Source organism: Rhodopseudomonas palustris, assembly GCF_003226555.1.
Lineage (GTDB): Bacteria > Pseudomonadota > Alphaproteobacteria > Rhizobiales > Xanthobacteraceae > Rhodopseudomonas > Rhodopseudomonas palustris_I.
This window is the reverse complement of the sequence record NZ_QKQS01000023.1, coordinates 1,338,589-1,353,166: the sequence shown is the minus strand read 5'-3', so window position 1 is coordinate 1,353,166 and position 14,578 is coordinate 1,338,589. Positions and strand designations below refer to the sequence as shown.

Here is a 14,578-nt window from a genome sequence, read left to right as displayed (position 1 = left end):
GAAATCAGCAATGATCAAACCCGACCCCGCCACGATCAAATCGATGGCGGCGATCGCCGGACTTGCCGTCGACGACGAGGTGGCGGCGCGGATCGCCAATTCGATCGGCCCGGCATTCGACGGCTTCACCCCGGTCGCCGGCACGCTGCCGTTCGATCTCGAACCGTCCACCTATATGGTCGCGCAGAACGAGGGCGCGCGATGAGCGTAAGCGATCCGGCGTTGCTGACGCTGACCGAAGTCGCCGAGGCGATCGCGGCCAAGAAACTGTCGTCGCGCGAAGTCACCCAGACCTGCCTCGATCGCATCATGCGCGCGCAGCCGAAGCTCAACGCCTTCATGGCGATCGAGCCTGAGAGCGCGCTCGCCGCAGCGGATGCGGCTGACGCCGCACTGGCGAAAGGTGAACGCAAAGGCCCGCTGCACGGCGTGCCGCTGGCGCACAAGGATATGTACTACGAGACCGGCTTCGTGGTGACCTGCGGCTCCAAGATCCGCCGCGACTTCGTCGCCACCACCACCTCGACCGCGCTGGAGCGACTGAAGGACGCCGGCCAGGTCCGGCTCGGCAGCCTGCAGATGGCGGAATTCGCCTATGGACCGACCGGCCACAACGCGCATTACGGCGCGGTGCGTAATCCGTGGGGGCTCGACCACATCACCGGCGGCTCATCGTCGGGCTCCGGCTCGGCGGTCGCCGCGCGGCTGACCTTTGCGGCGCTCGGCTCCGACACCGGCGGTTCGATCCGGATGCCGGCGCATTTCTGCGGCGTCACCGGGCTGAAGACCACCGTCGGCCTGGTCAGCCGCGCCGGCGCGATGCCGCTGTCGCATTCGCTCGACACCGTCGGACCGCTGGCGCGCACCGCCGAAGACTGTGCGCTGATCACCGGCTTGATGGCCGGCGCCGATCCGGCCGACCCGACCGTCTCGCACCGCCCGGTGCCGGACTATCTGGCCGCCACGAAGCAGTCGCTGCAGGGCGTCAGCATCGGCATTCCGAAATCGTTCTACGTCGACGATCTCGACCCCGAGGTCGCGCGCGTGCTCGACGAAACCAAGGCCACATTGGTGCGCGAGGGCGCACGTGTCGTCGAGGTGGAATTGCCGGATCAGCGCCAGCTCAGCGCCGCGGCGCAGCTCGTGCTCGCGGTCGAAGCCGCCGGCTTCCACGGTCAATGGATGCGCGAGCGGCCGCAGGACTACGGCCCGCAGGTGCTGATGCGGCTGCAGAATGCGCTGGCGATTCCGGCCGTTACCTATCTGGAAGCGATGCGGTGGCGCGGCGTGGCGCTCGCTGAGTTCGTGGCGGCGGTGGCCGGCGTCGACGCGGTACTGGCGCCGGTGTCGCCGGTGCCGGCGCCGACCATTGCGGAGAGCGATGTCGGCAACAGCCTGAACGCCGAGGCCGTGATCCAGCGGCTGACCCGCTTCACCCGGCCGATCAACTATCTCGGCCTGCCGTCGCTGGCGCTGCCGTGCGGCTTCTCGAATGCCGGCCTGCCGATCGGGCTGCAGCTGATCGGCCGCCCGTTCGACGAAGCGATGCTGCTGCAGATTGGCGCAGGCTGGCAGCGCGCCACCGACTTCCATCGACAATGTCCGGAGCTGTAGATGAGCAACCTGGTCGACATCCGCGATCTCAACGTCCGCTTCACCGGCGAGCGGACGGTCTACGCCATCAATGATCTGAACCTGTCGCTCGGCCAGGGCGAGGTGCTCGGCCTGCTCGGCGAATCCGGCTCGGGCAAGAGCGTGACGCTGCGCGCCCTGATGCGGCTGCTGCCGAAGAAGCGCACCGCGATCACCGGCAGCATTCAGGTCGCCGGACAGGACGTGCTGGCGCTCGACGACGAGGCGCTGTCGACCTTCCGCGGCCAGACCGTGTCGATGATCTTCCAGGAGCCGGCGCTGGCGCTCGATCCGGTCTACACCATCGGCGATCAGATCGCCGAGTCGGTGATGCGTCACGAGGGCAAGAGCAAGCGCGAGGCGATGGCCCGCGCGCTGGAGATGTTGGAAGTGGTCCGCATCCCGTCGGCGAAGCGGCGGCTGGACGCCTATCCGCACGAGATGAGCGGCGGCATGCGGCAGCGCGCGATGATCGCGCTGGCGCTGGCCTGCAAGCCGAAGATCCTGCTCGCCGACGAACCGACCACCGCGCTCGACGCCACCGTGCAGATCCAGATCCTGCTGCTGCTCCGCGAGTTGCAGCGCGAGTTCGGCATGTCGGTGATCTTCGTCACCCACGACATCGGCGTGGCGATCGAGATCTGCGACCGAGTCGCCGTGATGTATGCCGGACAGACCATCGAGCAGGGCTCGTTGCGCGACATCGTGCGCGAGCCGCAGCATCCCTACGCGCAGGGCCTGCTCGCCTCGACGGTACACGGCGCCAAGCGCGGCGCGCGGCTGGAGACGATTCCCGGCGCGCCGCCGTCGCTCGACGCCAAGCCGCGGTCCTGCTCGTTCGCGCCGCGCTGCGCCCATGCCCAGCCGCGCTGCTCCGCCGGCCTGCCACCCGAAGTCGCACTCGGCCCGGGCCGGATGGCGCGCTGCGTCCTGGCCGAGCCGGCCGCGATGGTCGGCTAGTTCTGGCAGCAACGCGAGGCGTATGACAAATGAGGTAGCGGGAGACCGCCAACTGGTGTTCATTGCGCGCGAGGGCTGACCGCCGAATCTGGTGGCAGACCGTCCGAACCAATGGAACTCCGCGCCAGAATGAACCGCCAATCCCGGCCTCTCTCGATCGCGCATCGCGACCATCACTTCGCGGCGATTGTCCAGCATTCGTTCGATGCCATCGTTTCCAAGGACGTCGATGGAACCGTGCAGAGCTGGAACCCGGCGGCCGAGCGCATCTTCGGCTGGACCGCAGCCGAGATGATCGGACGATCGATCCGCGTCCTGATTCCTTCAGACCGTCAGCACGAAGAAGACGATATCCTGCGGCGAATCCGTGCCGGCGAGATGGTGCCGAAGTTCGAAACAGAGCGGCTGCACAAAAGCGGCCGCCGGATTCATGTCGCGGTGACGGTGTCGCCGCTGCGCGATCCCCATGGCCGCATCGTCGGCGCCTCGAAGATCGCCCACGACATCACCGAGACTTTGGAGATCCGCCACCGACTGATTGCCAGCGAACATCAGTTCCGGACCCTTGCCAATTCGATCCCGCAGCTCGCCTGGATCGCCGGCCGCGACGGCACCGTGATCTGGTACAATAACCGCTGGTTCGACTACACCGGCACCACGTTCGAGCAGATGCAGGGCGAGGGCTGGACCACGGTGCATCATCCCGACCACTTCGAACGTGTCAGCAGCCGCCTGAAGCACAGCTGGGACACCGGCGAACAGTGGGAAGACACCTTCCCGCTGCGCGGCAAGGACGGCGAGTATCGCTGGTTCCTGTCGCGCGCGATGCCGCTACGCGACCACACCGGCCAGGTGTGGCGCTGGTTCGGGACCAACACCGACATCACGGTGCAGCGCCAGCACGAACAGCAGATCCAGATGCTGATGGGCGAGATCAATCACCGCGCCAAGAACATGCTGGCGGTGGTGCAGGCGATGGTGATGCGCACCGCGGACCGCAGCTTCGCCGAAAGCCTCGGCGCGCGGCTGCAGGCGCTCAGCCGCAACCAGGACCTGCTGATCAAGCGCAACTGGTCAGGAACACCGATCGATGAATTGATCGAATCGCAGCTCGCCGCCGTGAACGACCTGATCGGCACCCGCGTATTGATCGAGGGCGAGCGCGAGTTGCTGTTCTCCCCGGTCGCCTCCGAAACGATCGGGCTGGCGATCCACGAGCTGACCACCAATGCGACGAAATATGGCGCGCTTTCGAATGCCGACGGCACCGTGCGGATCGCTTGCAACCTCCGCGATGCGGTGGATGGCCGCAAGCTCGACCTGGTTTGGCGAGAGCAAGGCGGCCCGCCGGTCGGCGAGCCGAACCGTGCCGGCTTCGGCACTGTGATGATCGACCGCAATCCCCGCGCTACGCTCGGCGCCGACGTCGAAATCAGCTACCTCGAATCCGGCCTGCGGTGGCGTTTGACCGCTCCGCTCGACCGGCTCGTCGCGGGGCCGTAGCCCGCCTCAGATATGCGCCGCGAGGTCGGCCAGGTCTTCGATCAGCACGCCGGTCTGCGCCAGCATGGTTTCAACCTGCGCCACGGCTTCGCCGACCGAAAGACCGGCGGTGTCGAGCACCAGTTCACTCGCGGTCGGCGGCTGATAGTCGTTGCCGATCCCGGTGAAGTTCGGCAAGCCGCCGGCGCGCGCCTTGGCATAGTGCCCCTTGGGGTCGCGCTGCTCGCAGACCTCGGCAGCGGTCGCGACGTGGATCTCGCGGAACCGGTCGCCGGCGATGCGGCGCGCCGCGGCGCGGTCGGCGAGCGCGGGCGACACCGCCGCCACGATCGCGACATGACCGTTGGCGGCCAGATGCGCGGCGATCTCGGCGAGGCGGCGGATGTTCTCGGCACGGTCCGCCGGCGAAAAGCCGAGGTCGCTGTTCAGCCCGGCGCGCAACGTGTCGCCGTCGAGCAGGATCGGCGAGCCGCCGCGATCGAACAGCCGCCGCTCCAGCGCGCGCGCCAGCGTCGACTTGCCGGAGCCCGGCAGCCCGGTGAACCACAGCACCGCGCCGTCGTGGCGATAGCGCGCGGCGCGCTCGCCCGGCTGCAGCGCGGACTCGACCGGCACGATATCGGCGGTTGCAGCGCGCTGGCCGCTGTCGACGCTGAGCACCAAGCCACCGCCGGCGATCCGGCCGTTGATCTCGATCACCAGCCGCCCGGTGCGCGGATTGTCGTCGGCCGGATCGGCCGCGACCGGCTGCGACAGCGACAGGTCGATCTCGCCGACATGATTGCGCTTGATCTCGGTCGCGGCCTCGCTGGCGAGATCGCCCGGGTCGACCGCCTTCTCGATCGCCACGACGTTAGCGCGAGTCTCGCGAGTGCCGAGCCGCACCAGCACCGAAGCGCCGGCGGTGAGCGGCTGATCGTGCAGCCAGAAAATCCGCGCGCGCAGGCGGCGGGTATCGCGCGGCGCGGTGCCGGCATGGCCGATCACGTCGCCGCGTTCGACGAATAGTTCGCGGTCGAGCGTGATGCCGACCGAACGGCCGGCGCCGAACGAACCCGCGAGCGGCGTCACCGGCCAGCCTTCGACGGTCTTGATCTTGGCGATCTTGCCGGCCGGCATGATGACGATATCGTCGCCCGCCCGCAGATGCCCGGACTCGATGCGGCCGGCGACGATGCGGCGATCGTCGAATTTGTAGATCGCCTGCACGGCGAGCCGCAGCGGCAGCGCGTCGAGCGGCGGCGCTGGCGTCAGGCCGTCGAGCGCCTCGACCACGGTGGGGCCGAGATACCAGGCGATGTTCTCGGTGCGGGCGGCGACGCCGTCGCCGTCGCGCGCCGAGATCGGAATCACCGCGGTCGGCGTGACGCCGAGCGAGGTCAGATGCGCGGTGATTTCGTCGCTGATGTCGCGGAAGCGTGCCGCCGAAAACTCGACCCGGTCCATCTTGTTGACCACGACGGCGACCTGCTTGATGCCGAGCAGTTGCAGCAGATAGCCGTGCCGCCGGGTCTGATCGCGCACGCCTTCGAGCGCGTCGATGATCAGCACCGCGCCGTCTGCCTGCGAGGCTCCGGTGATCATGTTGCGCAGGAATTCGGCGTGGCCGGGCGCGTCGATCAGCACGATGTCGCGTGAGCGGGTGCGGAAACGGATCTGGGTGGTATCGATGGTGATGCCCTGATCGCGCTCGGTCTGCAGCGCGTCGAGCAGAAACGACCATTCGAACGGCATGCCGCGCCGGGCGCTGACCGCCTTCAGCATCTCCAGCTTGCCTTCGGGCAGCGAGCCGGTTTCATGCAGCAGGCGGCCGACCAGCGTCGACTTGCCGTGGTCGACATGGCCGACGATGACGATACGCACCAGCGGACGAACGGCGTCGGCGGCGAGCGAGGCGGGCGGAACGGCGATGGTCATGGCGTCACTCACGGGTGCGGATCACAGATAGCCGGCGACGCGAAGCCGCTCGAACGCGTCCTCGGTCTCGTGGTCGAGCGCGCGGCCGGCGCGCTCCGGTACCTTGGTGGTCTCGAGTTCGAGCAGGATCTCATCGATCGACGCGGCGTTCGATGATACCGGGAAAGTGATGTCCTGATCGCCGAGCGATCGATAGCGCTTGCCATTCTGCGCCAGATACAGCGGAATGATCGGGATACCTTCGCGCTTGGTGTAGGCCCAGATGTCGGCCTCGGTCCAATGCAGGATCGGGTGAATGCGCAAATGTGCGCCGGGCGGCGGCGAGGCGTTGAACTGATCCCAGAACTCCGGCGGCTGGTCGCGCACGTCCCATCCGCCTTCCGTACCGCGCGGCGAGAACACCCGCTCCTTGGCGCGCGTCGCTTCCTCGTCGCGGCGGATGCCGGCGATCAGTCCGTCGAAGCCGTATTTGGCGAGCGCGAGCTTGAGGCCCTCAGTTTTGCGCGCAGCGGAGCGTGCGGCCGGCGGCAGCGTCGGATCGACGCTGTCGATCGGCGGGCAATCGTCGACGCGCAGATCGAGATCCCATTCCTTCGCGTAGGTATCGCGGAACGCGTACATCTCGGGAAACTTCTTGCCGGTATCAACGTGGAGCGCCGGAAACGGGACGCGGCCGAAGAACGCTTTGCGCGCCAGCCAGATCATCACGTTGGAATCTTTTCCGAGCGACCACAGCAGCGCCAGCTTCTTCAGCCGCGCGAACGCCTCGCGCAGAATGTAGATGCTCTGCGCCTCCAGCGCGTCGAGGTGATCCATCGCGCGAAGCTGATCTTCCAGCGGTGGGGCCGGGACCGAAACCAGAGCGGCGGTTTCTCGCGCAGCGAGCGTCATGACAAGCTCCCGAATTGGCGGTCCCGATCGACACCGGGCCGGGTCGTGGCTTGCGGGTTCGAAGACGCCGTCCGAAGCCGGAGAGAACGGGCATCTCTGGAACACGCAAAACGGAGATGGAATTTCTATTTCTGACACCGCGAATAGAAGGAATAATTTTCTATTCACCGCGCTTGCAAGATACATAGATAGAAAATAATTCTAGTCAATCCTTCTTCGTGGATCGGCGCGATGCTGCGGCGCCACGGCGGACAGTTGACGATGACGATCAGGACGCAGTGACCGATGACCGAGCTGGCGCACTCTCTCCCTTCCTCCGCACCCGCCTCCGCGGGCGTGGAGACGCGTGCGCAGGCGCTCGACGCGGCGCTGCGCAGCGCCTCGCCGGCCGAGATCATTGCTGCGGCGCTGCGCGAGATCGGTCGCGACAAGCTCGCGGCGGTGTCGTCGTTCGGCACCGAGTCGGCTGCTTTGTTGAAAGTAATGGCCGACGTCGACCCGGCGATCCCGGTTGTGTTTCTCGATACCGGCTGGCTGTTCGAAGAAACCCTCGCCTACCGCGACACGCTGACCGACCTGCTCGGCCTGCGCGACGTGCGCTCGATCAACCCGCTCGATGCCGATCTCGATCGCGACGATGCGGCGCGCGAATTGTGGTTCTCCGATCCGGACAAATGCTGCCTGATCCGCAAGGTCGAACCGCTAAAGCGGGCGCTGACGCCGTTCGACGGCTGGATCAACGGCCGCAAGCGCTTTCAAGGCGGCGCGCGCGCAGACATTCCGGTGGTCGAAGCCGATGGTTCGCGATTGAAATTCAATCCGTTCGCCAATGTCACGCCGACCGACATCGCCGCGATCTACGCCGCCGCAAAACTACCGCCGCATCCGCTGGTCGGTTCGGGCTTCCTGTCGGTCGGCTGCATGCCGTGTACCAGCCGCGCCGAAGCCGGCGAGGATGCGCGCGCCGGCCGCTGGCGCGGCCGCGGCAAGACGGAATGCGGCATTCACACCGTCAAGACTTCATAGGACATTGCTGTCGTAACTAAGCGAACAATGAAATGCCGTTTCGTTGACTTGGCCTGCTTAGTTCGTGACCTTCACCTCTCCGCGCCGACGACAGAAATATCGTCGAGCACAATGGAGACAACAATGCTTCGCCGTTTCATTCCCATGGTCGCCGGCCTGCTGGTGGCTACCGCTGCAAATGCCGCCGACGTATCGCTGCTGAACGTGTCATATGATCCGACCCGCGAGCTATACGCCGATCTCAACAAGTCGTTCGCCGCCGATTATCAAAAGGAGACCGGCAATCGCGTCACCATCAAGCAGTCGCATGGCGGCTCGGGTGCGCAGGCGCGCTCGGTGATCGACGGCCTGCAGGCCGATGTCGTCACCCTGGCGCTCGCCTATGACATTGACGCGATCGCGGGCAGAGGACTGGTCGCAAAGGACTGGCAGAAGCGGCTGCCGGACAACTCTTCGCCCTACACCTCGACGATCGTGTTCCTGGTCCGCAAGGGCAACCCGAAGGGCATCAAGGACTGGGACGATCTGCTCAAGCCCGGTGTCAGCGTGATCACGCCGAACCCGAAGACCTCTGGCGGCGCGCGCTGGAACTACCTTGCGGCCTGGGGCTATGCGCTGAAAACGTCCGGTTCGCCCGAGGCCGCGCGTGACTTCGTCGCCAAGCTGTACAAGCAGGTTCCGGTGCTCGATACCGGTGCGCGCGGCTCCACCGTCACCTTCGTCGAACGCGGCGTCGGCGACGTACTGCTGGCCTGGGAGAACGAAGCCTATCTCGCCGTGAAGGAATTCGGCGCCGACAAATTCGAGATCGTGGCACCCTCGGTGTCGATCCTCGCCGAGCCGCCGGTCGCAGTCGTCGATACCGTCGTCGACAAGAAGGGCACCCGCGCGACCGCTGAAGCCTATCTGAAATACCTGTACTCCAAGGACGGTCAGGAAATCGCCGCACGGAACTTCTACCGTCCGCGCGATCCAGAGATTGCCAGGAAACACGAAGGCGCGTTCGCCAAGGTCGATCTGTTCACGATCGACGATGTGTTCGGCGGCTGGACCAAGGCACAGACCGAACACTTCGCCGACGGCGGCGTGTTCGATAAGATCTACAAGAACTGAGAGCGCGCGGGTCGCGATCCGACAGGAGTGGTAGGCAACATGTCTGTCAAAATTGCCGGCGCGCTCCCTCTCCCCGCGCGCGGGGAGAGGGTTGGGGTGAGGAGGCCTCTCCGCGAGACTAACCCGCTCGGCTTCGTTGCAGCGCCCCCTCACCCGACCGGCTTTGCTTCGCTCAGCCAGTCGGCCTCTCCCCGCAGGCGGGGAGAGGTTAGCGCGCGTTACGCGGCTTCTCTTTTGGTCAAAACACGTCTCCGATCTGCGCAGGTGCCTCTGTGAACACGCTCTCGCGCAAGCGCTCCCTACCCGGCTTCGGCCTCACCATGGGGCTGACGATCACCTGGCTGTCGCTGATGATCCTGATCCCGCTGGCGGGGCTGTTCGTCAAAACCGCCGAGCTGAGCTTCGCCGAATTCTGGTCGACGGTGACGGCGCCGCGCACCCTGCATGCGCTGAAGATCTCGTTCGGCCTGGCGTTCGCCGCAGCCTGCGTCAACCTGGTGGCCGGGCTTTTGATCGTCTGGGCGCTAGTGCGCTACCGTTTCCCGGGCCGCCGGATCTTCGATGCGATCGTCGACATCCCGTTCGCGCTGCCGACCGCGGTGGCCGGCATCGCGCTGACCACGCTGTTCGCGCAGAAGGGCTGGCTCGGCGCACCGCTGGCCGCGCTCGGCATCAAGGTGGCGTTCACGCCGCTCGGCATTTTCCTGGCGATGATCTTCATCGGCATTCCGTTCGTGGTGCGCACGGTGCAGCCGGTGCTGCTCGATCTCGGCACCGAACTCGAAGAGGCGGCAGAATGCCTTGGCGCCTCGCGCTGGCAGACGATCTGGCGCGTCATTCTGCCCTCTCTGACGCCGGCGCTGCTCACCGGCTTCGCCCTCGCCTTCGCCCGCGCGGTCGGCGAATACGGCTCGGTGATCTTCATCGCAGGCAACCTGCCCAATGTTTCGGAGATCGCTCCCTTGCTAATCGTGATTCGGCTGTCGGAATTCCGTTATGCCGACGCTACCGCGATCGCAGTGGTGATGCTGATCTTCTCGTTCCTGATCATCTTCGTCCTCAACCGGATCCAGCACTGGGCGCAGTCCCGGTCGCTGGCCACGGCGTGACGCCATGACGTTGGTTTCCGCTAGTCAAGCCAGGCGTGCAGCGATCACATCAGTAGGCGCGGCCGCGCCAGCCGTCGCCGGGCGCCGGTCCGCCCACACCGAGCCGGCCTGGGTACGGCTGCTGGTCATCGGCTTCGCCCTCACCTTCCTCACCATCTTCGTGGTGCTGCCGCTGATCCTGGTATTCTCGGAGGCGCTGTCGAAAGGCGTCGCGTTCTATCTGTCGGCGCTGGCCGACGAGGAGGCGCTTGCGGCGATCAAGCTGACGCTGATTGCGGCCGGCCTTTCGGTCGGCCTCAATCTGGTATTCGGCGTCATCGCCGCCTGGGCGATCGCCAAGTTCGACTTTCCCGGCAAGACCTTCCTGATCACCCTGATCGATCTGCCGTTCTCGGTCTCGCCCGTGATCTCAGGCCTCGTCTTCGTGCTGTTGTTCGGCGCGCAAGGTTGGTTCGGACCATGGCTGATGGCGCACGGCGTCCAGATCCTGTTCGCCGTGCCGGCGATCGTGCTGGCGACGACCTTCGTCACCTTCCCGTTCGTGGCGCGCGAACTGATCCCGCTGATGCAGGAGCAAGGCCAGCAGGAAGAGGAAGCCGCGATCTCGCTCGGCGCCGGCGGCTGGACCACGTTCTGGCGGGTCACGCTGCCGAATATCAAATGGGGCCTGCTGTACGGCGTGCTACTTTGCAATGCGCGCGCGATGGGCGAATTCGGCGCGGTGTCGGTGGTCTCCGGCCACATCCGCGGCGAGACCAACACCATGCCGCTGCTGGTCGAAATTCTCTACAACGAGTACCAGATGGTGGCCGCGTTCGCGATCGCCTCGCTGCTGGCGCTGCTCGCGCTGGTGACGCTGATCGCCAAGACCGTGCTGGAAGGCCGCATCGAACAGGGGCAGCATCCCGATGACCATTGAAGTCCGCAACATCGTCAAGCAATTCGGCAGCTTCCGCGCGCTCGACAATGTCGACCTGCGGGTCGAAACCGGCGAACTGATGGCGCTGCTCGGCCCCTCCGGCTCCGGCAAGACCACGCTGCTGCGGATCATCGCCGGGCTGGAATGGCCGGACGCCGGGACCGTGACGATCGATGGCGAGGACGCGCTGGCGCGTGGTGCCGCCGAGCGTCATGTCGGCTTCGTGTTCCAGCACTACGCGCTGTTCCGGCACATGAACGTGTTCGAGAACGTCGCGTTCGGCCTGCGGGTGCAGCCGCGCAAGATCCGCAAGAGCGAGGCGGAGATCAAGAAGCGGGTCGGCGATCTGCTCGATCTGGTGCAGCTCGGCTGGCTCGCCGACCGCTATCCGAACCAGCTCTCCGGCGGCCAGCGCCAGCGCATCGCGCTCGCCCGCGCGCTGGCGATCGAGCCGCGCATCCTGCTGCTCGACGAGCCGTTCGGCGCGCTCGACGCCAAGGTGCGCAAGGAACTGCGCGCCTGGCTGCGCAATCTGCACGAGGAAATCCACGTCACCTCGATTTTCGTCACCCACGACCAGGAAGAGGCGCTCGAAGTCGCCAACCGCGTCGTGGTGATGGACAAGGGCCGGATCGAACAGATCGGCTCGCCCGGCGACGTCTACGAACGCCCAGCCTCCGCCTTCGTGCACGGCTTCATCGGCGAATCGATCGTGCTGCCGGTCGAGGTGCGTGACGGCCGCGTTCGGCTCGGCGACCGCGACCTCGATCTCGCCGCGCAGGACGCCGCCGCCGGTCCGTCGAAGCTGTTCGTCCGTCGCCACGACGTCGCGGTCGGCCCGAGCGGCAGCGGCGTGTTCGAAGGCGCCGTCAAGGCTGTGCGCGCCTTCGGCCCGATGCAGCGCGCGGACATCGTGCTGAACGGCCTTGGCGGCGAGACCCTGATCGAGATCGACGCCCCGCGCGATCACTCGCTGAAAGTCGGCGACCGCATTGGCCTGCATCCGCAGCGCTACCGCATCTTCGCCGATCGCTAGGCCTTTGCTCGTCCGGTTGCGGAAGGCGGCTCGATGACCGGCGGGCGCGAGAGTTTGGCTCGTCCGATTGATGCGCCGAGGCCGCCCGAGCACTTACCAAACGATTAATCCGGTGATCGCGCGACTGCTGGAGAGGATCGCAGCACGTCTCCTGTCTCGACGCTGCCCGACGACGGCGAAGTGCTCAGCGACACCACCGAGCATCTCGCAGGACGCCGAAATCATCGTTTTCTCGATAATAACAATCAATCGCCCCATGCAACGACGCAGTTTGACGAAGTTTGACGCAAAGATAAGTACTATGTTGCCGCCACGACCAGTCGCTGAAGAACACACCACATCGGCGCAACGCTCAACGCCTGCGACAGAACGACACACTTCGGACTACCACGGAGCACCGCAAGCCACACCAACACCGCATTGCGCTAAGCGCAATTTGATTAGTTCCAATCATGAGTTAGTTGGAACGACAACAACTACTCAACCACCGCAACATCGCTCGTTCGCTGCATATGCTAACAGATGTGAATAATTGATCTCGATCAAATACGCGTTTTAGTACGGCATGTGACTTTTGATGACAGATTGTGACTAATTACTTCCCGGACAACTCCGGCAAGCGTCGTGATGCAGGCTGAACCTGCACCAACGGACTTTTTCAAACTGAAATGATCTTGGCTCGACGTCGCCCGCGACACGTGGACGGCGATCGATGGTGGCTGACAAAAATCATCGTGCTTTGAGCACTTGCGGGGGACGCAATGGGGGGCTCTCGGGGGACGGCGGCTGCGCGCGACCAAAATCGGCGCGGCCGCCGGAGCTGGATCTCGTCGCTATTCGTATCGATCGCACTGGCCTGGGGGACCTGGCCAGCCGGCGCCGAACCGGCGATGGTCGAACACACCGCCTTGCCGCATGACGGCCAGGTCGGCGCGGTCGATCCGTCCATCAACGCGCTGGTCGACTACGTGCGCGGGCTGCAGGGCGCCGGCAAGGCCGAACAGAACTTTACCCCGGTGCCGGCCCACGGCCTGGCGCTCGGCGGCTCGCAGGGCGGCAGCCCGCACGGCCACATCTCCGGCCACGGCTCGTCCGCCCAGGGATCTGCACATGGATCTCCACATGGATCTCCACATGGATCACCGCACAGTTCGCCGCATCGCGCTTCCGCAGCCGGGCCGCGGTTCGATACCCGCTTCGCCGGGCACGGCGCCGCCGAGAGCGCGCTGCCGCTGACGCCGATCGAAGGCGGCCCACAGCTCGACCAGATGCTGCGCCTCGTCGGAAGGCAGCGCGCCACGACGCTCGCCGAAAAACGCATCCTGCGCTCGCACGAGACCCGCCGCACCCTGGCGGCACGGCTCGCACGCGAGCCGGACTACGTGGCGCAGATGCCGGAGGTGGTTCGCGATGCCGCCACGGTGACGACCTGGGTGGCGCTGGAGAACTTCGACGACGCGATCGAGCAACCGCAGCGGTTCGGCTTCATCGAGCTCCTCGCCGCCAAGACCGACGATACGCGCCCCGTGCTGATGGTCGCAAAGCGCGAACCGAAGGCGGCGGCCGACGGCCGCGCGCCGATGGTGGCGCCGGCGCCGGGCGATCCGGACGGCCGTTACTTCGTCGGCTCCAAGCCTTGCGAGACCTGCCACGCCGGCCTGTTCGACGAATTCCAGCAGACCGTGATGGGCCGCAACATCAAGTCCGGCAAGGTCACGCCGCAAGGCAAGATGGAGTGCGAAACCTGCCACGGCCCCGGCTCGGCGCACGTCAACGGCGGCGGCGGCCGCGAGAAGGGCGGCATCCGCTCGTTCCGCCCGACCGACAGCCGCGGTTTCGACGTCGCCGAGGCCAATAGCGTCTGCCTGAGCTGCCACGAGAAGGGCGACCAGACTTACTGGCAGGGCTCGCAGCACGAGTCCCGCGGGCTGGCCTGCGTCAATTGCCACACCGTGATGCGCAAGGTGTCGCCGCGCAATCAGCTCAAGACCGTGCAGGTGATGGACACCTGCTTCCAGTGCCACAAGGACCGCAAGGCGCAGGTGCAGCGCACGTCGCACATGCCGCTTCGCGAGACCAAGATCACCTGCGTCAACTGTCACAACCCGCACGGCAGCGCCACCGAGAAACTGCTCAAGGAAGCGACCGTCAACGACACCTGCTACACCTGCCACGCCGATAAGCGCGGACCGTTCCTGTTCGAGCATCCGCCGGTGCGCGAGAACTGCCTGAACTGCCACGAACCGCACGGCTCCAACCACGAGTCGCTGCTGATCGTCGCGCGGCAGCGGCTGTGCCAGCAGTGCCACACCAATCCGCACAACCAGCCGGGCCTGCCGACGGCGGCACGCTGGGCGGTCGGGAACGCCTGCCAGAATTGCCACAACAATATCCACGGCTCGAACTCGCCGTCCGGATCGCGCTGGCACCGATAGTTCGGTGCCAGGGACAGCGACGGCTGCGGCCGCCGTC

The 14,578-nt window shown here is 66.0% G+C and carries 12 protein-coding genes; 10 read left to right on the top strand and 2 right to left on the bottom strand.

What is annotated here, in order from left to right; all coding sequences use genetic code 11:
• The first annotated feature begins 10 nt into the window (after positions 1-10).
• From DNX69_RS18805 to DNX69_RS18790, 4 genes are all read left to right on the top strand, one after another.
• Positions 11-205 carry a hypothetical protein gene (locus DNX69_RS18805; protein WP_110787425.1) on the top strand — a complete coding sequence of 65 codons (195 nt, stop codon included), beginning with the start codon at positions 11-13 and terminating at the stop codon, positions 203-205.
• Positions 202-1,614, top strand: a complete 1,413-nt coding sequence (locus tag DNX69_RS18800) for an amidase (RefSeq protein ID WP_110787424.1) — start codon at positions 202-204, stop codon at positions 1,612-1,614. The genes DNX69_RS18805 and DNX69_RS18800 overlap by 4 nt, the downstream gene beginning before the upstream one ends.
• The gene (locus DNX69_RS18795; protein ID WP_110787423.1) at positions 1,615-2,592 is read left to right on the top strand and encodes an ABC transporter ATP-binding protein; all 978 of its coding nucleotides are present in this window, start codon (positions 1,615-1,617) and stop codon (positions 2,590-2,592) included.
• A gap of 129 nt (positions 2,593-2,721) precedes the next feature.
• A complete protein-coding gene (locus DNX69_RS18790) occupies positions 2,722-4,095 on the top strand; it encodes a PAS domain S-box protein (RefSeq protein WP_110787713.1) in 1,374 nt (457 codons plus the stop codon).
• 6 nt (positions 4,096-4,101) lie between these two features.
• Here DNX69_RS18790 and cysC read toward each other — a convergent pair whose 3' ends face one another.
• On the bottom strand, positions 4,102-6,012 hold the full coding sequence (gene cysC / locus DNX69_RS18785; RefSeq protein WP_110787422.1) for an adenylyl-sulfate kinase: 1,911 nt from the start codon (positions 6,010-6,012) through the stop codon (positions 4,102-4,104).
• Positions 6,013-6,033: 21 nt separating this feature from the next.
• Positions 6,034-6,903: a sulfate adenylyltransferase subunit CysD gene (gene cysD / locus DNX69_RS18780; protein ID WP_110787421.1), complete on the bottom strand. Its 870-nt coding sequence runs from the start codon at positions 6,901-6,903 to the stop codon at positions 6,034-6,036.
• A 285-nt stretch (positions 6,904-7,188) separates the two neighbouring features.
• Here cysD and DNX69_RS18775 point away from each other — a divergent pair, with 285 nt between their 5' ends.
• The 6 genes from DNX69_RS18775 to DNX69_RS18750 all read left to right on the top strand — a co-directional run bounded on the left by DNX69_RS18775 (position 7,189) and on the right by DNX69_RS18750 (position 14,541).
• Entirely contained in the window at positions 7,189-7,929 is a 741-nt protein-coding gene (locus DNX69_RS18775) for a phosphoadenylyl-sulfate reductase (RefSeq protein WP_110787420.1), read from the top strand.
• Between the two features lie 123 nt (positions 7,930-8,052).
• Positions 8,053-9,042 (top strand): sulfate ABC transporter substrate-binding protein, encoded by a 990-nt coding sequence (locus DNX69_RS18770; RefSeq protein WP_110787419.1) that lies wholly within the window; start codon positions 8,053-8,055, stop codon positions 9,040-9,042.
• Between the two features lie 272 nt (positions 9,043-9,314).
• A complete protein-coding gene (gene cysT, locus DNX69_RS18765; protein WP_110787418.1) occupies positions 9,315-10,151 on the top strand; it encodes a sulfate ABC transporter permease subunit CysT in 837 nt (278 codons plus the stop codon).
• Positions 10,152-10,155: 4 nt separating this feature from the next.
• A complete protein-coding gene (cysW, locus tag DNX69_RS18760) occupies positions 10,156-11,070 on the top strand; it encodes a sulfate ABC transporter permease subunit CysW (protein WP_110787417.1) in 915 nt (304 codons plus the stop codon).
• Complete coding sequence (locus DNX69_RS18755) at positions 11,060-12,106, top strand: sulfate/molybdate ABC transporter ATP-binding protein (RefSeq protein ID WP_110787416.1); 1,047 nt, start codon at positions 11,060-11,062, stop codon at positions 12,104-12,106. Before cysW ends, DNX69_RS18755 begins: the two co-directional genes overlap by 11 nt.
• Positions 12,107-12,867: 761 nt before the next feature.
• Positions 12,868-14,541 (top strand): DmsE family decaheme c-type cytochrome, encoded by a 1,674-nt coding sequence (locus tag DNX69_RS18750; RefSeq protein WP_110787415.1) that lies wholly within the window; start codon positions 12,868-12,870, stop codon positions 14,539-14,541.
• The last annotated feature ends 37 nt before the right edge of the window (positions 14,542-14,578 follow it).